This window comes from Lewinella cohaerens DSM 23179 (assembly GCF_000379805.1).
Lineage (GTDB): Bacteria > Bacteroidota > Bacteroidia > Chitinophagales > Saprospiraceae > Lewinella > Lewinella cohaerens.
On record NZ_KB903545.1, the window covers coordinates 118,894 to 140,385 of the forward strand.

At 47.2% G+C, this 21,492-nt stretch carries 18 protein-coding genes; 14 read left to right on the plus strand and 4 right to left on the minus strand.

Translation table 11 applies throughout. The features are described from left to right. Positions 1-427 precede the first annotated feature (427 nt). From A3EU_RS0114595 to A3EU_RS30550, 7 genes are all read left to right on the plus strand, one after another. On the plus strand, positions 428-1,738 hold the full coding sequence (locus tag A3EU_RS0114595) for a DEAD/DEAH box helicase (RefSeq protein ID WP_020536922.1): 1,311 nt from the start codon (positions 428-430) through the stop codon (positions 1,736-1,738). A 460-nt stretch (positions 1,739-2,198) separates the two neighbouring features. Beyond that, complete coding sequence (locus A3EU_RS0114605; protein WP_020536924.1) at positions 2,199-4,124, plus strand: S9 family peptidase; 1,926 nt, start codon at positions 2,199-2,201, stop codon at positions 4,122-4,124. A 23-nt stretch (positions 4,125-4,147) separates the two neighbouring features. Then, entirely contained in the window at positions 4,148-5,104 is a 957-nt protein-coding gene (locus A3EU_RS0114610; protein WP_020536925.1) for an ABC transporter ATP-binding protein, read from the plus strand. A 119-nt stretch (positions 5,105-5,223) separates the two neighbouring features. Beyond that, entirely contained in the window at positions 5,224-6,759 is a 1,536-nt protein-coding gene (locus A3EU_RS0114615; protein WP_020536926.1) for an ABC transporter permease/substrate-binding protein, read from the plus strand. A 410-nt stretch (positions 6,760-7,169) separates the two neighbouring features. After that, positions 7,170-7,301, plus strand: coding sequence for a hypothetical protein (locus tag A3EU_RS35280; protein ID WP_020536928.1), 132 nt, complete (start codon positions 7,170-7,172; stop codon positions 7,299-7,301). A gap of 295 nt (positions 7,302-7,596) precedes the next feature. Further along, positions 7,597-8,544, plus strand: a complete 948-nt coding sequence (locus A3EU_RS0114630) for a hypothetical protein (RefSeq protein ID WP_020536929.1) — start codon at positions 7,597-7,599, stop codon at positions 8,542-8,544. A gap of 380 nt (positions 8,545-8,924) precedes the next feature. Beyond that, positions 8,925-9,488: an NUDIX hydrolase gene (locus A3EU_RS30550; protein WP_020536930.1), complete on the plus strand. Its 564-nt coding sequence runs from the start codon at positions 8,925-8,927 to the stop codon at positions 9,486-9,488. Positions 9,489-9,527: 39 nt separating this feature from the next. On the opposite strand, the gene A3EU_RS0114640 is transcribed toward A3EU_RS30550, so the two are convergent. From A3EU_RS0114640 to A3EU_RS0114650, 3 genes are all read right to left on the minus strand, one after another. Further along, positions 9,528-10,214, minus strand: a complete 687-nt coding sequence (locus A3EU_RS0114640; protein ID WP_020536931.1) for a hypothetical protein — start codon at positions 10,212-10,214, stop codon at positions 9,528-9,530. Between the two features lie 368 nt (positions 10,215-10,582). Continuing rightward, the gene (locus A3EU_RS0114645; RefSeq protein ID WP_020536932.1) at positions 10,583-11,536 is read right to left on the minus strand and encodes a DMT family transporter; all 954 of its coding nucleotides are present in this window, start codon (positions 11,534-11,536) and stop codon (positions 10,583-10,585) included. A 101-nt stretch (positions 11,537-11,637) separates the two neighbouring features. Beyond that, the gene (locus A3EU_RS0114650) at positions 11,638-12,375 is read right to left on the minus strand and encodes a tetratricopeptide repeat protein (protein WP_020536933.1); all 738 of its coding nucleotides are present in this window, start codon (positions 12,373-12,375) and stop codon (positions 11,638-11,640) included. A 93-nt stretch (positions 12,376-12,468) separates the two neighbouring features. On the opposite strand from A3EU_RS0114650, the gene pnuC reads away from it, so the two are divergent. The 7 genes from pnuC (at position 12,469) to nqrF (ending at position 19,974) form a co-directional block, all read left to right on the plus strand. Beyond that, positions 12,469-13,068: a nicotinamide riboside transporter PnuC gene (pnuC, locus tag A3EU_RS0114655; RefSeq protein WP_020536934.1), complete on the plus strand. Its 600-nt coding sequence runs from the start codon at positions 12,469-12,471 to the stop codon at positions 13,066-13,068. A 178-nt stretch (positions 13,069-13,246) separates the two neighbouring features. Further along, complete coding sequence (locus A3EU_RS0114660) at positions 13,247-14,887, plus strand: Na(+)-translocating NADH-quinone reductase subunit A (RefSeq protein WP_020536935.1); 1,641 nt, start codon at positions 13,247-13,249, stop codon at positions 14,885-14,887. Between the two features lie 103 nt (positions 14,888-14,990). Then, positions 14,991-16,313 carry an NADH:ubiquinone reductase (Na(+)-transporting) subunit B gene (locus A3EU_RS0114665; RefSeq protein WP_020536936.1) on the plus strand — a complete coding sequence of 441 codons (1,323 nt, stop codon included), beginning with the start codon at positions 14,991-14,993 and terminating at the stop codon, positions 16,311-16,313. Between the two features lie 76 nt (positions 16,314-16,389). Next, a complete protein-coding gene (nqrC, locus tag A3EU_RS0114670) occupies positions 16,390-17,145 on the plus strand; it encodes an NADH:ubiquinone reductase (Na(+)-transporting) subunit C (RefSeq protein ID WP_020536937.1) in 756 nt (251 codons plus the stop codon). Between the two features lie 45 nt (positions 17,146-17,190). Then, positions 17,191-17,922 carry an NADH:ubiquinone reductase (Na(+)-transporting) subunit D gene (locus A3EU_RS0114675; protein ID WP_020536938.1) on the plus strand — a complete coding sequence of 244 codons (732 nt, stop codon included), beginning with the start codon at positions 17,191-17,193 and terminating at the stop codon, positions 17,920-17,922. A 95-nt stretch (positions 17,923-18,017) separates the two neighbouring features. Next, positions 18,018-18,632 (plus strand): NADH:ubiquinone reductase (Na(+)-transporting) subunit E, encoded by a 615-nt coding sequence (nqrE, locus tag A3EU_RS0114680; RefSeq protein WP_020536939.1) that lies wholly within the window; start codon positions 18,018-18,020, stop codon positions 18,630-18,632. A gap of 37 nt (positions 18,633-18,669) precedes the next feature. Next, positions 18,670-19,974 carry an NADH:ubiquinone reductase (Na(+)-transporting) subunit F gene (gene nqrF, locus A3EU_RS0114685; RefSeq protein ID WP_020536940.1) on the plus strand — a complete coding sequence of 435 codons (1,305 nt, stop codon included), beginning with the start codon at positions 18,670-18,672 and terminating at the stop codon, positions 19,972-19,974. Between the two features lie 434 nt (positions 19,975-20,408). Here the strand turns inward: nqrF and A3EU_RS0114690 are convergent, their stop codons facing one another. Next, entirely contained in the window at positions 20,409-21,485 is a 1,077-nt protein-coding gene (locus A3EU_RS0114690; RefSeq protein WP_044085945.1) for an NADH:flavin oxidoreductase, read from the minus strand. Positions 21,486-21,492: the final 7 nt, after the last annotated feature.

Sequence of the window (21,492 nt, forward strand, 5' to 3'; positions counted from 1 at the left end):
ACACATCTATATGTTTGGAATTGACCTTAGCAGAGGTCATATATTATTCTACCAATATTCCACCTCTCCGAGGTGTTTCTTCTTGATCGTGTTCCTTGTTTTTTGGGGAGATGTGTCCCAACCGTAGATCGTGTTGGTACGATTACCCCCGCACCCGCACTTAAAGTTGGAAGTCGGCCCCAAATGCCCCGAAGGGGTCACTATGTGGGGGATGCCTGTGGCAAAGTCGGAAGTATGTCCCGCACCCCGCACTTCTATGTGACTATGTGTCAAAAAAAACTATGTGTCTATGTGATAAAAAACCTTAGGTGCCCTTTGGTGGTTCAAAATATCTTTATGACTATGTGGTAAAAAGCCGCAACCCGCATACGCTTAAGTTTTTCGCCCTAAATGCCTGAATACAAAAAGGTACTACTAACTTTGCAGCATGATAAGTCCATTGAAGAACAAGGAGCAGATATTAGCGAAGCTGGGGATCACGGAGTTGAACGCCATGCAAGAGGAGGCCCAGTTGGCCATTGAGCATGGTAACGACCTGGTATTATTATCACCTACGGGTAGTGGTAAGACGCTAGCTTTTTTGCTACCACTAATAGCCATGTTGAATCCTGAAAGCGAAGAGGTGCAGGCCCTGATTCTGGTGCCTTCTCGTGAGCTCGCGATTCAGATTGAGCAGGTTACCCGTGAAATGGGGACCGGATATAAGACCAATGCTGTTTACGGTGGGCGACCCATCGCTAAAGACCGGATAGAATTGCAAAAGTTGCCAGCTATATTGATCGGAACGCCGGGCCGGGTCGCAGACCACCTGCGGCGGCGCAGCTTCCGGACCAGAGAGCTCAAGTACCTGGTACTAGATGAATTTGACAAATCACTGGAAGTAGGCTTTGAGGAGGAAATGAGTGAGATTGTGAATTCCCTTTCACATCTCAAAAAGCGTATTCTCACCTCGGCGACCCCAGCGGTGACGATTCCTGATTTTATCCAGCTCAATAAACCAACGCAGGTAGATTTTTTGGGTGATGGCGTCCTCAATTTAGATGTCAGAAGCATTATCTCTCCGACAAAAGATAAGCTTCAAACGCTGGGTGCTGCACTACGTCATTTGGGTAACCAGCCAGGGATTATTTTCTGTAACTATAAGGCCAGTATTGATCGCGTGAGCAATTACCTCGACGAACTGGAGGTGCCACATGCGCTATTTCACGGCGGTTTGGAGCAGCGCGACCGTGAGCGAGCACTGATTAAATTTCGCAATGGTAGTCTGCAGTTGCTACTTGCGACCGACCTTGCTGCTAGGGGTATCGATGTGCCGGAGATTAAGTTTATCATCCACTACCACCTGCCGCACCGGGAGGAAGAATTTACCCACCGGAATGGCCGTACCGCCCGGATGCACAAAGAAGGCACTGCCTACGTGCTGCACTGGGAGGAAGAAGAATTGCCAGACTTTATCGGAGAACTGCCTGAGCAGATACTCAATGAAGCCCCACTGCCGGGCGCAGCTGACTGGACAACGGTGTTTGTCTCTGGTGGCCGTGGCGACAAAATTTCTAAGGGAGATATAGCCGGCTTTTTCTTCAAGCAGGGCCGAATGCCCAAGGACAGCGTAGGAAATATTGAACTGAAACAAGACTGTACTTTCGTCGCTGTACGCCGCAACAAACTCAAGCAGTTGATCGAATTGACCGATAATACCCACCTGAAGAAGCGTAAGGTGCGGGTGTATGAGGTTTAGTTGGAAACGTGTAAGGGTGTAAAAGTGTAAAGGTTGTTTAAAGTTCCCTAGAGGTATCAGCTGTCTCCGATTTTGTGGAGGACATCACCGAATGCTAACTTATAACTCTTACACCCTTACACTCACCCAACGTTTACACTTTTAGGTATAAGATGCCTTTACGGTCGCTTAACTCCGAGTTGTCACTTTCCTCCTATGGATTCCAAAACGCGTGAGCTGCCTGGCGGGGCTGCCCGAAGGGTAGAGACCGAACGCAGAGAGGCCGAGCGACAGCGAGCCCAGAAGGGAGCGACCCCGCCGCCCATTGCCGCTTATATTAATGCATCATTAGGGTTCTTTGCCGACCTAGAAAACCGCCAAATAAAGTCAAAAGGCGGGGGCACGCCCAAAAAAAGAAGATAATTGACTAATTATCGGGCTATACGATGAAAAGGTCGTATAAAAATTTTTTCTTTACACAATGAAGGAAACTAGCACGACTGCTGCCTCACTGCCTGGCGACCCAGATTTGCCGAGCAATGATGAGGAAATCGCAGCACTCTCAGCACATATACCCTCGCAGTTGAACTACGCTGTGGAGGATTTTTTCCGTTTGCCGGAACAGACGGCTTTTCAGCTGTCACCAGATGGGAAATATTTGGCTTTTTTGGCACCTTACCAACGACGTAATAATATCCATGTGCGCCTTCTGGGAGAGGATAAAGCCGTACGGATCACGCAGGAAACCGACCGCAGTATTGGTAGTTTTTTCTGGGCCAGTGACCAGCGTATTGTTTTTGTAAAAGACAGCGGTGGTAATGAGAACTACCAGCTTTTTGCTGTAGATAAAGATGGCGCGAACCCACGTGACTTGACGCCTTTTCCTGAGGTGACCATCCAGATTATTGACGATTTATACGATGATGAGAACGAACTCATTATTGGCTTGAATAAGAATAACCCTCAGCTCTTTGAGCCTTACCGAATCAATATTCATACTGGCGAGATGAAGCAGTTGGCCGAGAATACCGACCCGCTGCAACCCATTGTACAATGGCTGACGGATCACCAAGGCCGTTTGCGGGTAGCTATCCGGATGGTAGGTGGTGTGAATGAACAGTTGTTGTATCGTCGAAAAGAGGAAGATGATTTTGCGGTAGTAAGTGAAACAAGTTTTAAGGAAAGTTTGAGCCCTTTATTTTTTGATTTCGACGATGGCGACGTCATTTTTACAGCTTCTAACCTGGATCGTGACAAGATGGTGATCATTAAATACGATTTGGCAGAAGGTAAAGAAGTAGGCGAACCTGTTTTTGCACATCCTGATGTGGATGTGAGCAGTTTACATTATTCGCGGAGACATAAAGTGCTGACGGAAGTAAGTTATACCACCTGGAAGCAACAGCACCACTTTTTTGAGGAGACTCGACGTGCCCGCTACGACGCTTGGCGTAAAGCTTTGGGAGATTACGAAATAACGGTAGTGAGTAAGGATAAAGCCGAGGAGCGCTTCTTGCTCCGTACTTATAGCGACCGTTCGCTAGGGGCTTATTATTACTATGATGAAACGTTGGATGCACCTGAATTGGTCACTGAAGTGAGCCCTTGGTTGAAAGAAGAAGACATGGCACCGATGAAGTCGGTGACCTACCAAAGTCGCGATGGGCTATCCATACAGGGCTATCTGACCTTGCCGTTGGGGCATACTGGCGACCCGTTGCCGGTGGTGATCAACCCACATGGAGGGCCGTGGGTGCGCGATAGCTGGGGCTACAATCCGGAGGCACAGTTGCTGGCCGGTTGTGGTTACGCCGTATTTCAAATGAACTACCGGGCCAGTACTGGTTACGGGCGCTCTTTTTGGGAAGGGGGCTTTAAGCAATGGGGCCTGACCATGCAAGATGATATAACCGATGGTGTAAACTGGTTGATTGCCGAGGGGATTGCTGATCCCGCAAAGGTTGCTATTTATGGTGGCAGCTACGGCGGTTATGCTACGCTGGCAGGGATAACCTTCACGCCAGATTTGTACACCTGTGCGATTGACTACGTAGGGGTGAGCAACTTGTTTACGTTTATGCAGACGATACCGCCTTATTGGAAGCCTTACCTGGATATGCTGTATGCGATGGTAGGCCACCCGGAGGAGGACGAGGTGCAGATGCGTGCAACATCACCTGTGTTTCATGTCGATAAAATCCGCACGCCGCTATTCGTCGCTCAAGGTGCCAATGACCCACGGGTAAATATTGATGAATCAGACCAGATTGTACGACAGCTGCGTTCACGCGGAATTGAAGTACCCTACTTGGTGAAATACAACGAGGGGCACGGCTTCCAAAATGAAGAAAATCGATTTGAGTTTTATCGTTCGATGCTCGGCTTTTTGGGCAAGTATTTGGGGTGAGTTTATTTTAGTATTTTGCTTCAATGATTGAAGTACAAGCACTGAGTAAAGTCTTTGGAGAGACCATCGTCGTGGATGACCTCTCGTTTCAGGTGAAAGAAGGGGAGACCTTGGCGCTGCTGGGAACTAGCGGGAGTGGTAAAACCACCACCTTGAAGATGCTCAATCGCCTGATTGAGCCTAGTGAGGGAAAAATATTGCTAAAAGGAGAAGACGTACGTGAGTTACCATTAGAGGCGATGCGCCGTAGGATGGGCTACGTGATCCAGGATGTTGGTTTGTTCCCACATTACACTATTGCCGAAAATATAGCGGTGGTACCTCGCCTACTGAAGTGGCCTGAAGCGCGTATAGCAGCACGTTGCCAGCTTCTGCTGGAACGCCTAGGTCTAGCTCCTGAAGTTTTCTTGACTCGTTTTCCGCATGAACTCAGTGGTGGGCAACAACAACGCGTGGGTATTGCTCGGGCTTTGGCTGCCGAGCCCCCCGTGTTGTTGATGGATGAACCCTTTAGTGCGTTGGACCCAATAACCCGGCAGGAGTTACGACGGGATTTTCGAGAATTGGAGGCTTTTCAGCAGCAGACCGTCATATTGGTTACCCATGATGTGATGGAGGCTTTTGAATTGGCCGATCAGATTTGTCTTTTAGACAAAGGGCAACTACAGCAAATAGGTAGTCCGCGCGAATTACTTTTTAGCCCCGCCAATGATTTTGTTCGCAATTTTTTCGCTGCTCAACGCCTGGGGCTGGCTTATCAGGTGCTGACGGTTGACGATCTTCAAGGGTTGAATAACACCGCTCCATCAGCCTCTTTTCAAGAGGTACCGTTTCCGAGTACAGCATCCTTACAAGAAGTGTTAGAGCAATTGTTGGTACCAGGCCCCAAGGTGAAAATAGGTGTCAATGAAGTAGGCCAATGGTTCTCGCCAGCGCAGATTACGGAAACAGCCGCTGCATTTTTGCAGGAAGGGTTTTAGGGTATAAGGTACTTTGTAGAGGGTAAAGAGATATTGGGAAACCAAAGATTGAGAACAAGCTCTTACCAAGCAGTGGCTGTAAAACTCAACCTTACTTTACGTTAATACCAGTTAACCAGATGAACTTTTTAATTTTTTTGGAGGAGAATAGTGACAAACTATTAGAGCTGAGCTTCGAACATCTGGGGCTCACCCTGTTGTCAATACTATTGGCTTGTGTGATTGCTATTCCTACGGGGATTTGGATAGCCCGTAGGAATGCGTGGTCACGGTGGGTCCTTGGCGGGGCCGGGATTTTGCAAACGATTCCTAGCATTGCCTTGTTGGGAAGCCTGATTCCCCTCTTGGGTATTGGTGTTAAACCTGCCATTTTCGCCCTGCTTTTGTATGCTATCCTACCGATTCTGCGGAATACTTTCACGGGCCTTCAGGGCGTCGACCCTGTAGTGCGTGAAGCTGCTGCTGGTATGGGTATGACCAAATGGCAAATATTGCAACAGGTAGAGTTGCCGCTAGCTTTGCCCGTTATTTTGGCAGGCGTACGTACGGCAGCAGTGATTAATGTAGGTGTGGCTACGCTTGCTGCGTATATCGGAGCGGGTGGCTTAGGGGAATTTATCTTCGGAGGTATTGCGCTCAATAACAATCAGATGATTCTTGCGGGAGCCATTCCAGCCGCGGGATTGGCGATTTTATTCGATCAAGGACTAGCATTGTTAAGCAAGAAGCGGAAACAGCAACCCTCGGCCCTCTTGTTGTTGATCCCCATCTTGGGATGGATGGCCTGGCGAGGGCCGGCGAATACGGAACTGCTCTCGGCTGCATTCGATCCTGAGTTTGCAGAGCGAGCCGATGGCGTTCAGAGTATCGAGCAACAGTATCCGGGCATAGCGTTCAATACCCTGATCTTAAATGCCGGCTTGCTGTATCGCGCAGTCGCCGAAGGCGAGGTAGAAATCATCAGTGGTTATTCTACCGATGGTCGCGTCAAAGCCTACGATCTCAAAGTTTTGGAGGATGATCAGCATGCTTTTCCGCCTTATCAGTGTGCGGCTTTATTGAATGGCAAAACCGCATTGAAGTACCCAGGATTAAGACCAACCATCGAGTTGCTAAGCGCGAAAATTAGCGATAGCCTCATGACTCGGCTCAATTACGAGGTAGACCACTTGCACCGATCGGTGAGTGAGGTCGCTACCAATTTCTTGCGCCAACAAAACCTGTGGCAAGCGCCTGATGGCGAGCGCAAGGGAGAAATACTGATCGGCTCGAAGCTTTTTACAGAGCAATACCTGTTGGTAGAGATTTTTCGTCAACTTATTGAAGGTCATACCAGCATCAGAGTCGTCGCAAAGCCTGGGCTAGGGGGAACCAAGATTTGCTACGATGCCCTGCGTACGGGCGAAATTGATATCTACCCTGAATATACCGGTACGGGGTTTCAGGTATTACTACAACCCACTGACAGTATCCGAAATGCCATCTTTACCGATGCCGATGCCGTGTATGATTACGTGAAAGAAAACTGTGAGCAAAAAGATGGGATATTTTGGCTAAACCCGTTGGGATTTAATAATACTTATGCTTTGATGACGAGGGCTGTGCTAGCGAAAGAAAAGGGGTGGCGGAAGATAACTGATCTTTTAAACAATTGATAGGTAGGTGTTTGTGGCGTTTGAGGGTGACTCAAGAGCCCCAAGTGGAGGGCCCACCCTCCTGCCAGATCGCCGAAACCGCCCCTAGTCAAACGACCGTATAGGGCGTGCGTCTATCTCTGCTGCCAGAGCGGCAACAGCCAAGCAATACGCAAAAAAAAACCGCTGAATGCCCCATGACAAACTGGGGGTAGAGACCTTCGATTTTCCTAGTGGTTGTCAGGTCACTAAGAGAATTGTAAAGCTAATGAAATTTTGCTTAAAATACAAATATGCTTATATTTTGTTTTTGAATATTTTTTGTTTAAAATAACAGGTGGGGGGTTCTGCGTTTGGGGTATTCTTAAGTACTTGGACAAAAGAAATGTGGTATTGATTTATTAGAGTTAAATGACGACAAAAATGGATTTGTGACGATTACCGGTTTCGATGAAGCCACCCAAACCGTTAAAAGCACTTTTGAAATTTATTTTACCAACGAAAATAGAAACAGCTTTGTTGAAATCAAAGATGGCGTTTTTGAAGTGAAATTGTACGAATAATGTTTCTCGGGAACTTTCTCGTTCTTCTCTACTGTTAGGGTAGGCAGTCACAAAAAAAATAAGCTGTCATGTTCTGTCTCCATAACTTCACAATTTCCAGCATGCTCATTGCGGACATGGCGGTATGCACTCGCCTTGGATGACGAATGCCCAAATGCTGGTATGCTCCCCTTTCTTGATACAGGAGCACTTTCTATCATTTTTTTGTTGAACTTAAAGTACTGGTTTCAGGGTCAAGTGATGCGCTCATCTGCTTATCCTCGTGCTTAGTACTTGATTATCAAAATTTACGGTTATGGATCGTTCTTCACTAGACTTCCTCTTGGAAGTACTGGAAGGGCAGCGTCGTGTATTTTATTACGCCAAGGATGAATACGCCCGCTACCTTTTAGAAAGACAAACGCTACCCGAGGCTCAAAAACTCAAAACGATAGCCAACAGTCGTTGGGGACGTTTATTGGATCGGCCATTGTTGCAAAAAGCTCGTGGCAACTGGGGCGATGGTATGCTTGATTTCAATAGACTACAGCTGCTACGCGCCGCAGATCCGCTGTCTTTTCGCCTTAGCTTTGGCCAGTGGGGGCAGGAACGTCATTTCTCCCGCAATTGGGCGCAGACCTCCCGTCCGGGATACAATTTGGTGCTGCAACTCAACTTTGCCAGCGACCACAATCGCGAGTACCAGCAGTTGGTGGATGGTACACACCGCCATCCTTTCAAGTACTGGGGGCACCCGAGTCGGGCGGCTGGTAAGGAGTTTACCCTCGCTTGGGCACGGATCGATCTCAGCGAAAACCTGGAGGAAGCTCTCATAGAGGAGGTGCAGACCGACTGGTGGAAGGCTGCCAACGAAGAGGTTATCGAGCGCCGCCACCGTAAGCGCGATGCCAATGGCCAATGGCGGGAATGGACCACCAAGCGTAGTCGCCATAGCCTGGAGGTAGACAAATACGAACACTACCTTCAGCAGGTGCTCAAAGCTTACGGCGAGGTGTGGGCCGAAGCTATGCTCACCGCTACTCTTCGCCTCTTGTGGGAAGAAATCGGGGTGAGCCGCATTTTTTACCATACCTACGACGCGGGTTGTATGCTCAAAAATTGCAAACCACCGAAGTCGTTGTACACTCAGTTGCCCAAGCGCTTCTGTTTCGAAAAGACGACCACTCACCCAAGTTTTCTCGGAAAGCGCCTACAGCGACTGGCTCCAAAGCTAGGCGGCCAGCCTTCGTTTTGGTTACTGTAGCCCTTTGTTTTGGGCAGCCGGCAGCGCACCACCTTCCTGCGGGTGGTGGTGCTCGCCGCCGCGCTATCCGCCCCCTGCGGGAGGCTACTATCGCTGCCGCTCCTCGTCCCTGCGGTCGCGCTCCGGCCTAAAGGCCTACGCGCTTTCCTTTTCAAATTTCGGATCACCAAATTCGTGTATCATTCAGGGGAATTCGTGAATTTGCCCAGCGCAACCTTCCATTAATATTTCCTTATAATCCCTGATATGGCTCAAAAAAAAATACCTTTGGTGCCCTTGGAGGACTATAAATAACCCACTTGTCACGCCTTCCTCTCTCTGTGAGGGAGGACCGAGGAGGGAGTCTTTGGTGCCCTTGGTGGTTCAAGAAAATACAGAATATGATTCCTGAAAACAGCTCTAGCTCCCCATCCTGGCAGCGTACCCGTTCGGAGCAAGGCCCCGATTTGAAGCTTTTCCAGGTGCGCTTTGATTGGATGATCAATCCGCGGAACGGACACGAGGAGAAAATGATTCTACTAGAAGGCGGTCATTCAGCACAGATTGTTGCAGAGACTGCTAAGGGAGAAATCCTCCTGGTGAAACAATACCGCTTTGGTGTTGGAGCCTACCTGTATGAGCTACCAGGGGGATTGATAGATGCTGGCGAAGCCCCCCTCACTGCCGCCCGCCGGGAACTGCTGGAAGAAACAGGCTACCAGGCTACTTCCTGGGCCTCACTCGGGAGCAACCCCTCCAACCCCGCCTTTATGGAGGGCTTTGTTCACCACTTTGTTGCTCGTAACCTTACGTTTGCAGGCACAGCACAATTGGATGATGGCGAAGATATTACACTGATAACCATGCCACGAGAGGAAGTAAAACAGCGCCTACTCACTGGCAGCTTTCAACATCCCCATACAGTTTGTGCTTTGCTGGCCTTCTTTGCAGAAGACTTTCGGTAATTTTAAGGACTGTTTCTTTTAGTTGGCTAGGGAGAGAACCTAGTACGCCTCTTTTAATACCAGGAATAGATAAGTAGTGCCAAATGCTACTATGCCTTCCTCGGGAGAATAGTACACTTCAAAATAGCGGTTTCCTAATTCCTGGCGTTCGGAGGTAACATTGCTGAATTCCCTGCCTCCAAGGGTAATGTTTCCAAGTCTTCGGCCTCCTGGGCAGGGCCTATTATTTTTGATATCTACAGCTAGTGCAGGGTCTCGAAGGTTTACGTCGCCATCATTGAAGCCAATGCCACGTATCTCTAAGAAATCGACTGGAAGTATCTCCGGATTCAGTTGGGGGTCTTCGCATAATTCAGGCTTCAAAGCAACTACTAGCTTAGCACCAAGTTCAGTGCAGACAAATTCAAAAGAGGCTCGATTGCCGGCATAGCGGTAGTCAATGAATTCGCCCGATCGGTCTGGATGCGGAAAAGTTTTTAGGTAGCTGTATTCACTTTGTAGAATAGGCTGATTCATTTGGAAGGTATAGGTCAGACCGTCTTCATTTTCGAAGACAAGGGTACGTTTGTCGTAGTAAGGGGTAAAGTTGGGCGTTCCATCCGCAAAGGCGAAAAACCCTAAACTAACTGTCTCGTTAACGACTACCGGAGCCTGCCGAACAATGGGTTCGGTACAGGCACACAAGAGTAAGACAGGTAGCAACAAATAAAGTATTCTTTTGGCCATCGGAAGAGGTTTTATAAAAGGAGTTCTCCCTTTTCAATAAAGTTAGCGCTAATTTGTTGAACCTCAACTGCTATGTTCCGGACATTTGCAGGGTGTTTTATCCCTTAGCTGGACTATTGATGGAAATCTGTAGAAGGATGGGTGCCGTTTCGCGTCTTTAGGGTACAAGGTGCCGAGATTTTACCTACGGTGATCGTCACGGCGTTCTTCATTGTTACCTCGCTGAACCTTATAGCCTTTTTTGATAAATCAGTGCGCAGGCCAGCAGGCCGAAGCTCGGTAAGCGGAGCGCGCAGGGACTAAGGATGGGAGGACTGAAAGGACGGACAGCCTGACGCCACCGCAGGTAGGCGGAGGCCCATAATAATTTAGGCACGATTGCTAGTAGAGGTCGGCGCTCCTCTTTTTCTTTTCCACCACGAAAGCAGGAGAACTCCACCAATGACGAAGACGGCTCCCAGCCATTGCCAGTTTCCGAAGCTTTCTCCTAGAAATACGGAGGCCAGCATGATGGTAGAAATAGGGCCTACGCTGCTGATGATGGACGCTGGCCCGGCCCCCAGTCGGCGGATACCTTCGGCAACCATAAAACTGGGTATGACGGTTGCTAGCATGGCCATACCAAAGCAATGCCAGTAGACGGGCGCCGGAAAATGGAAAAGTGCCCACTGGTGCTGGATGCCATGGTGGATAATAATGGCAAAGCAAGCGATACTCATAGTGATTGAATTGTAGCGAAGGGTACCCATCTTAGGCAAAAATTCGCCACTGCCCATCAAGTAAATGGCAAAAGCCAGGGCACTGCCAAAGGACAAGGCTACCCCGCGCCAGAAGAATTCGCCCTGTGCCAGCTCTACAGATTGCGAAAATGCCAGGGCTATACCAATGTAGGAGAGCAATACGGCACCTGCCTCGCCCCAACTGAGACGCCGCTTGAGAAAGACCGCCGAAAGTAGTAATACCAGGGTAGGGTAGGTGAAGAGAATGAGTCGGCCCAAGCTGGCGGTGAGGTATTGTAAGGACCAAAAATCGAATAGGCTGGCTACATAGTACCCCATAATACCTAGTAAAATGATTTGCCCCCAGTGCTTTTTACTCAACTGGAAGTCACTGGTTCTTCGTTGCTTTTGGCTGTATGCAGCGGCTATCAAGAAGAAGGGTAGGGAGAAAGCCATACGTAAAGCTACCAGCGAGACACTATCGGCACCGTAGCGGTAGGCCAGCTTAATGAAAATGGCCTTGCTGCTGTAACCTATAGCACCTACAAAAACCAACATAAAGGCCAGGCTGGTGGCGCTGAGAACAAGTGTTTTATTACTCATCGCTCAAAGGTAGTGGTATCCTTTTAAGTGGGATGAAAAAAGGCGGCTGCAAATCCGATTTGCAGCCGCCAATAAGAATTAGCTAAATTATATGAAAATTTCTAGAAAGAGCACAAGTCTAGGTGCTGCTGCTCACTGGGTTCGTACCCCAGGTTGCCTGCGTGTTCCAGGTCGGCGCAGCCATCAGAAAAATTATAAGTAAGGATTCTGGCCAAGCCACGGTTATGAAGAAGTTCAGGAGAAGTACCTCGTTGGAGGGCCCAGTCGTAGTAAGCGATGGCTTGAAAATGATCTTCTTGGAGCAGTTGAATATTCCCTCGTAATAAGGCAATTTCTGGTGCAGAAAGGTTTTGATTTTCTTCTATTTCGTTGATCAGATAGCTGGCTTCCATGAGCTGCCCGCTGGCTTTTAGGGAGTAAATCGTTTCAGTGGTTTCATGATGGTCTGCTTCAGAAGGTAAGGTGGCCAGTAATCGCATTTTGCTTTTAGGATTATTGAGGCTGAATAGCATGACACTATTGGGGCTAATCAGGAAGGCGCGGTGAAGATCGCGTTCGGCTTCAAGGTTGCGTCCCATCCGTCGCTTGGCCATAGCGCGTTTCAAGTAAGCAGGTGCCCAGTTGGGCCATTGCTCTACTGCATTGTCGTAGGCCTGGATAGCTTCATTCCAGCGCCCTTGCCTAGCTAGATTGTCTCCATCAATCAATAGCTTGGTAACGCCGTTACCGTAATTGCGTTGATCCATCCGTGCATTAGAGGTGAACAGGTCGACAGAACTAATCTGACTGTGGAGAGAATAACTACCAAATAAAGTCAGAAGAACAATTAGGTATTTCATATTTTTTAGTTTAACTATTTCAAATAATAGCTTTACTATAAAACACTTATGCCTACTTTTGGTTCATGAATTAGGTTATTAGAAAATTCGTTTATGTTCATTCAGCTTGTACAGGAAATAGTGGCCCTAGGTTGGCTTGATTGGATCGTTACACTCACTGCCTTGGTGTACGTGGTATTATCGGCAAGAAATAATGCTTGGTGCTGGCCTTTCGGAATTATCAGTTGTGCACTTTGGGCTTATGCTGCTTATGGCTATGGACTGTATTCTGATGTGCTACTGCAAGTGTTTTATGTAGTGATGGGCTTCTGGGGCTTATATAATTGGCAAAAAGGTAGTGAGGAAGGTGGTGTAATGCCCATCAGTCGAATGACGAAACAGGATCACCTTTTGTATCTTGTTATTGGTGTAGCTGGGGGAGTGTTGCTTGGTTATCTTTTTAGTCATACAACTGCATATGCTACTTACTGGGATGCGTTTACGACTTCTTTTTCTGTGTTGGCAACGATAATGTTGGTGCGCCGCCAGCTGGAGAATTGGTATTACTGGTTTGTCATTGATTTGGCTTATGCTGGTTTGTATTACAGCCGAGGGGCAGTATTGTTTGCCTTGTTAATGGTCGTTTACACGGTTATTGTAATATACGCTTATGGTACTTGGAAGCGGCAGTTAAATGGAGGTTTGTCTATTTAGATTCAGTCTAAATAAGGGCAAACTACAAACTTTGGATTTAGCCCATTGTCATTAAAACAAAGAACCTTTATATCTTTGTCGAGTTTTAAAGCTCATTTCTTGGTTAACCCCTTGGTTTTGAGTTGTTTAGTGAGTTTTTTGCGCAATTAAGCAGACCACACAAACGGTAAACATTATAATGAAAAGTATCCTCAACAAAGCTGTGCTGACCTTAGGTACGCTTTTTATGGCATTCGAGCTTTCAGCCCAAAATGAGGGAGCTAGCGGTTCCACTATCTTTATTTATACCTTGGTTGGTATTGCCGTTATCCTCTTTTTCGGCATGTTGATCAACGTTGCAGACAACCTGATTGGTATTGAAGCCAAGCAGAACAATATCAACGTAGAAGATGGTGGATTAGCCTTGATTCCTGGCTTTAAGCATCTTTTTGGTGGTAAAGTAGCTGACTATACGGCTGATAGCCCTGTAACCATTCTGCGTCGCGGTCATGATATTTTGCTGGAAGGCGAAGCTACCGGAGCAGTTAAAGAAGCAAGTGGTGTAACCCGCTTTGCTGTACAACCTCCTAGTTTCCGCGGCTTGCAGCCAATTCCTAAGATGACAGTAGAAGTTGGTGCATCGGTTAAAGCTGGTGATCAAATTTTCTTCGACAAGCAAATGCCTGATGTTGCTTTCGTTGCTCCTGTAAGTGGCGAAGTGATTGAGCTTAATCGCGGTGCGAAGCGTGCGATCGCCGAGATCGTAATCTTGGCTGATAAAAAGCAAGAATACCGTTCTTTCAGTCAACCTGATATTAAGACGGCTGACCGGGAAACGATCGTCAATTTCATGAAAGAAAGTGGTGCGTGGTCTTTACTTCGCCAGCGTCCTTATAATACGATTCCTAACCCGGAAGTTACACCTCGCGATATTTTCGTGAGTACTTTCGATTCTGCTCCTTTGGCTCCTGATAGCGCCGTTGTGGTTGCAGGGCAGGAAGCAGCTTTCCAGGCTGGTATTGATGTATTGGCTCGTCTTACTGACGGGCAAGTGCACTTGGGCCTTGATGGCCGTGGTGATACTGCTCCTCCAGCTGTCTTTACCCAAGCGGCTAATGCTTCTAAGCGTTACTTCAAGGGTAAGCACCCAGTGGGTAATGTTGGGGTACAAATTCACCACACTGCTCCTATAGGTGGCAGTGATACCGTATGGGCATTAGGTGTACAGGAAGTGATCACGCTGGGCAAATTGTTCCAGGAAGGTCATTTCGATGCTTCTCGTGTTGTTGCACTGACGGGGTCTGAACTCGAAGCACCTCATTACGTACGTACTTATGCTGGTGCTAATGTTGGAGAGCTACTGAAAGGTTCTCTAAAAGAAGAGAATGTGCGCGTCATTTCAGGCGATGTACTTTCTGGTGAGCAGAAGGCTATGAACAACTATCTCAACTTCTATGATGATCAAATTACGGTGATCAAAGAAGGTGACTACTTTGAAATGTTCGGTTGGTTGTTGCCATTGAGCCCACGGCCTACAATTTCCAATACTTTCCCCAACTTCCTCTTCCCGAAGGTGAAGTTTGAAGGAGATACCAATACTCATGGTGAAAAGCGTGCTTTTGTAGTGACCAATGACTACGAGCAGGTGATGCCAATGGATGTCTACCCACAGCAAATTATGAAGTCTATCCTGATCAATGACATTGAGCGGATGGAAGGCCTCGGAATTTTGGAACTGGTAGAAGAGGATGTTGCGCTTTGTGAATTCGTTTGTGTATCCAAGCAACCTCTTCAGCAGATTTTGCGTGAAGGACTGGAAACCATGCGTGAGCAAGGCTAGGAAACAGCACGAAAATAAAACTCAAAAAAAATCGCGTTTTATTTTCTGCGCAATACCAGGACAAATAATTAAGATTAAACAATAACTCAGTATACTCGATAATATGAAAAAGGCACTGCTCAATTTCTTCGAGCGCATCGAACCGGACAAGGCAAAGTCGCCGCTTTTGCATACCGCTTACGACGCTTTTTTCACCTTCGCTTTTACTCCTGATACGGTTACGGCCAAAGGAGTTCACATTCGCGATGGTATGGATTTGAAGCGCACCATGGTTACCGTGGTAGTTGCGCTCCAGCTCCTCTATGTTTTTGGCACTTACAATATCGGTAATCAGCATTTCCATGCTTTGGGGATGTACACCGGTACTTTTGAGGCCATCCACCTTAAAATATTCTACGGTCTGGTAAAGATCCTTCCCATCTTTGTGGTAACCCACGTTGTTGGTTTGGGGGTTGAATTTTACTACGCTGCCAAGAAAGGGCACGCTGTAGAAGAAGGTTTCCTTGTTTCTGGTGCGTTGATTCCGTTGATCATGCCTCCTGATATTCCATTATGGATTCTTTCCGTTGCAATCATCTTTGCGGTTGTTATTGGTAAAGAAGCTTTTGGTGGTACAGGCATGAACATCCTGAATATTGCATTACTGGCACGGGTATTCGTTTTCTTTGCTTACCCAACTTACATCTCTGGTGATGAAGTATGGATTGCAGGTATCGAAAAAGTAGGTGCTGGTGCTTATGCTGGCCAAGAATATGGTGGTATCTACGGTATCCTTGATAGCATCTTCGGATCTTTTGGTTGGGCAACTTTTGGTGAAGGCAAACAGGCTGTCGTTGATGGCTTTACGGGCGCTACACCGCTGGGGCTTGCCGCCAAAGGTGGTTGGGCAGCTGTTACCGAGCATTATACGGTAAGCGATATGTGGTGGGGGCACATCCCTGGTTCTATCGGTGAAACATCTAAGCCGCTAATCCTGTTAGGTGCTTTGATGCTCGTATTTACTAAGGTAGCAGACTGGCGTATCATGGTTTCCGCAATCGTAGGTTTTGTAGCCTGTGGATTGATGATTAATGGTATTGCACCCGATACTTTCGGCCCTGAGACCGACGGCATTTTCAAATTCATGGCAGTGCCTTGGTACTACCACTTCTATATGGGTAGCTTCTTCTTCGCGATGGCGTTTATGGCTACCGATCCTGTTACGGGAGCATCTACGGCTACTGGTAAGTGGATTTACGGTTTCTTCATTGGCTTCATTGGCTTGATAATCCGTATCCTTAACCCTGCTTATCCAGAAGGGTGGATGCTGGCTATTCTGTTCATGAATGTCTTTGCCCCGCTGATCGATCATTACGTATTTGAAGCAAATGTAAATCGCCGTGCTAAGCGGCAGGCAGCATTGGCCAAAGCACGTGGAGAACAGTAAGTGTAGAATAAAAAACAATAAGACGGCAAGGCGACACTCTAAGAGCACTGCTGGATTGTTATAAAAGTTAAATGCGATGGATAAGAATAGCACGAATTACGTTTTATTTTTCGTCGTTACGATGACGGTGATTGTAGCTTTTGCACTGACGAGTATTCGTCAGGCGACCAAAGCTACCGCTGATCAGAACGAAGATATTTTCAATAAGCGTGCCGTTTTGGCGGCGGTAAATGATTACCTCGGCATGGGCGAAAACGTTGGTGCCAACGATCTTACTGATGAGCAGGTACTGGAAATCTTTAACGAGAAAGTAGAGCAAACAACGCTCAATACACAAGGACAAGAAGTAGACGGCGTAATGGCCGAAGATATAGACATGGCTAAAGAGAAGAAGAAAGACGAAAGTGAGCGTGTTCTTCCTCTGTTTAAGTACGCATACGAAGGCCAGGAATTCTATATTCTTTCTGTTCGTGGTAATGGACTGTGGGATGAAATATGGGGAAATATCGCCCTGAAAAGTGATATCAGTACCATTGCTGGTGCTTCTTTTGACCACAAAGGCGAAACCCCTGGTCTGGGAGCTGAAATCAAGGATAATCCTACCTTCTCGGATAACTTTAAGGATAAAGAAATTTTCCGTGATGGTGAGTTCGTGTCTGTAAAAGTTCGTAAAGGAGGCGCTCAGGATCCTACCTACGAAGTAGATGGTATCTCTGGTGCTACAGTTACAGCTGATGGCGTTGATAAAATGCTGCGCAGTGGTATTGCACTTTATCTTCCTTACTTGAATAAGATCAAAGGAAGTGGCATGGAATCCATGCTTCAGGAGTAAGCCTCAATAATTAAGAAATTAACAATTCAACCAAAAAGCAATACAATGGCTGAGGTGAAAAATGTGGAAGAAGTAAAAGAGCCTTTATTCGGCAAAGTCGAAAAGAAGCTCATGACCGATCCTCTCAACGATAACAACCCAATTACGGTACAGGTATTGGGTATCTGTTCTGCACTAGCAGTAACATCTTTGGTTTATCCATCGGTGGTGATGTCTATCGCCGTAATTTTTGTTTGTGGATTTTCCAGCTTGTTTACGTCCTTGTTGCGTAATGCTATCCCCAAGGCGGTGCGGATGATTGTACAGTTGGTGATCATTGCTACCTTGGTTACCTTGGTAGAAATGGCGCTGAAGTACTTCAATTACCCTGTTTACAAGCAGCTCTCGGTTTATATCGGTCTGATCATTACGAACTGTATCGTAATGGGCCGTCTGGAAGCTTTCGCTATGGCCAACAAGCCTTGGCGTTCTTTTGTAGATGGTATCGGTAACGGTGTTGGCTACGGAGCTATCCTTATTGCTGTGGGTGTTGTACGTGAGATTTTCGGTAAAGGTACCCTCTTCGCAGGTAGTCCTATCGAGATGAAATTGATCGGCGCAAATGCTGGCAAGGTAGAATACATGATCAATACTGCTGCTGAATCTGGTTTGGGTAGCTGGTTTGGTTGGTACGCCAACAATAACTTGATGGTATTGCCTGCTGCGGCAATGTTTATCATTGGTATTATGATTTGGATCCAGCGTAGTTACAATACTAAGCTGGTCGACGTATCTTAATTCACAGAGTTTAGCGATTGGAATGCTTTGTTCCTTTTTATGTAAAAAAGGAAAATTAGCAAAACAAAACCTCCACTTTTAAAATTTATGTTCTCATGGGAGAATTTATCAATATTTTCATCAAGTCGGCCTTTATCGAAAACATGGTATTGGCTTACTTCCTTGGTATGTGTTCTTACCTGGCGGTTTCAAAGTCAGTGAATACAGCCTTTGGACTAGGACTTGCCGTTATCTTCGTACTGGGTGTTACAATGCCGATCAACTGGTTGATCAACGAGTATCTATTGAGTGAAACAGGCCTCTTTGGGCAAGACTTGACTTTCTTGCGCTTTATCCTCTTTATTGCTGTTATAGCCTCTATGGTACAGCTGGTAGAGATGGTCGTAGAGAAATTCTCACCTGCCCTTTATTCAGCGCTGGGGATTTTCCTTCCGCTGATTACGGTAAACTGTGCGATTCTTGGTGGATCTCTATTTATGGTTTCACGGGAGTATAACCTGAGCAACTCTATTGCCTTTGGTTTAGGTGGTGGTTTTGGCTGGTTCCTGGCGATTATTGCTATTGCGGCGATCCGCGAGAAAATCCGTTACTCAGATGTGCCTCCTGCGCTACGCGGCTTGGGTATGGCATTTATCCTGACGGGGTTGATGGGAATCGCCTTTATGAGTCTTATGGGTATTGACCCTGCGGTATTTGCTGGTCCTAAGTAAGGATGAGCATAATTAGTGAACTGACAATTTATAGCTGATGATTATCATATTATACGCGGTTATTGTTTTTACAGCAATTATTCTGCTTTTGTCTTTCATGCTCATTGTAGCACGGAAACGTCTGGTGCCACAGGGTGAGGTCAAGATTATCGTGAATGGCGATGAAGAGAACCCACTGATGGTGCAGCCAGGTGGTACGCTACTAGGTGCCCTGTCTGAGCAGAATATTTTCTTACCATCTGCATGTGGTGGTGGTGGTACTTGTGCCATGTGTGAGTGTCATGTTGATGCTGGTGGTGGAGATGTACTACCTACCGAAATGAACCACCTTACCCGTAAGGAAGCTGCTGAAAACAAGCGCCTTTCTTGTCAGGTAAAAGTGCGTCAGGATATGCAGGTGCGTATTCCTGAGGAAATCTTTGGTATCAAGAAGTTTGAGTGTACGGTCGTTTCTAACTACAATGTAGCTTCCTTTATCAAGGAGTTTGTTGTACGCCTACCTGAGGGAGAAGAGATGGACTTCGAATCCGGAGGTTACATTCAGATTGATGTGCCCGTAGTTACGGTTGATTATAAGAACTTCGACATCAGTGCTCACCCTGAGCACCACGGCGATGATCCTAATAAATTTCAGGATGAATGGGATAAGTTCAAGTTGTGGGACCTGAAGATGGTCAACGATGAAGAGCAGTTCCGTGCCTATTCTATGGCCAACCACCCTGCGGAAGGTGATATCATCATGTTGAATATCCGGATTGCTACTCCTCCATTCGACCGTGCTACCAACGGTTGGATGAATGTAAATCCTGGTGTATGTTCTTCCTATGTATTCGATCAGAAGCCTGGCGATAAAGTAACCATCTCTGGTCCTTACGGTGAATTTTTCATCAAGCCGACTAAGAAGGAAATGGTATACATTGGTGGTGGAGCTGGTATGGCGCCGTTGCGTTCGCACCTCTTCCACTTGTTTCACACCCTGAAGACGACCGACCGTAAAGTGTCTTTCTGGTATGGTGGACGTACCAAGCGCGAGTTGTTCTACATCGAACAATTCCGTAAAATCGAAAAAGAATTCCCGAACTTCCGCTTCTACGTGGCACTGGATAACCCACTACCCGAAGACAACTGGCAAGTAAAGGAAGATACAGAATCTCCTGGTGATGGTTTCAAGGGATACATCATGCCGGTTGTGATGGAGCAGTACCTCACCAAGCACCCCGAGCCGGAAGAAATCGAGTACTACTTCTGTGGTCCTCCATTGATGAACGCTTCAGTAATTAATGCCCTCGACGAGCTAGGTGTTCCTGAAGAGAACATCGCCTTTGATGATTTCGGAGGGTAAGGGACTAGCTTGGCTTTAGCCAAGCGTAGTCAGCTAAATGAAAAGCCTGCTTCTGTAACAAGAAGCAGGCTTTTTGTTTGTTGGGGTTAGCTGGACTTTCGGCAAAATGCCGAAAGTCGTAGAGGGACGCGCGTCGATTGTATCGCCACTTTGAGTAAAGTGTAGAGGGGCTTTATCTTCGGTGATTACCTACGGTGATCGTCACTGCGTTCCTCAGAGTTGTCCCTGCGTTCCTCGGAGTTGATGACGCTAGTAGAAACGGCTAATAAATTTCCCAACATCGGCTTTTATAATCGAAGTTGGGATCAATGCTTAATGGTCTACTATCCCTCTAGCCTTTGCCCTGAGGGCGCGAAGCAGCCCGCATCAAGTACCTAATACCATGAGTTTTGCCTTGTAAAAGCATCTTTTGAACAGCACAGTAAGGCGTCACCCTACCCCACAAACCCCTCCCATCGCTGCATATACTTGATAAATTTCTCCCCCAACCCTTCTTGGCGCAGATAGGCTTTGGATACTGGAGTATCCGTAGGGGTAAAATCAGGATCTTCCATCACTTTTAAAGGAAAATCGTGATGCAGGATGCCCGAGCGGCCGATGGAAACGAAATCTACGCCAGCATCAAGAATTTCACGTACTTGTTTTCCTGTTTGAATCTTTCCTGCTACCGTCCATAAGACTTGCTTGAAGTCGAGATCAGCAAAGTGGGCTAGTAACGATTTGTCTTGAAACTGTTCCTCATGGGGGAGCTTGAAGCAATCCCATAATGAGATGTCAAGAAAGTCGATCTGCCCCTCGTCGATTAGTCGCTGGCAGACTTCTTTGACTTCTAGTAAATCCATGCCAAACCGTTCTGGCGAAAGGCGAACACCCAGGAGGAACTCAGGGCCGCAAGCAGTTCTGATGCCGTTGACGATTTCAAATAACAAACGAGCTCTATTTGTTAAACCTCCTCCGTACTCATCCGTCCGATGGTTGATTTTAGAGCTTAAGAATTGAGTTAAGATATAGCCGTGTGCGCCGTGAACTTCTACGCCATCATAACCGCTTTCTTTTGCGCGAAGAGCGGCTTTGATAAAGTCATCCCTTAACTGCTGTACTTCTTGCAGTGACAATCCGCGAGCGCCGTGTTTTCCACTGTCGGAAGGGCAAACCGGAGCTTGCCCGATCAATTCAGCAGGGGATCGCATACCCGCGTGGTGCAATTGAATCACAGCGAGGCTACCGTGTGTTTTTATACCGGCGCTTAGCCTTTGGTGTCCGGTAATATGCTGGTCTGAAAAAATGCCTAACTGTCCTGGGAATCCTTTTCCGATTTCCTGAACGTGTGAGGCGCACGTCATGACCAGCCCAAACTGCCCTTTTGCCCTCATGGTCAGCCAGTGGTATTCGTCGTCGGAGAGGCGGCCATCCTCAAAGCTTTGGGTGTTGGTCATTGGGGCCAGCATGAACCTATTTTTCATAGCGACTCCGCAAGGGAAGTGAAGGAGCATTTCTGGAGTTGTTTCCATGAGGAGA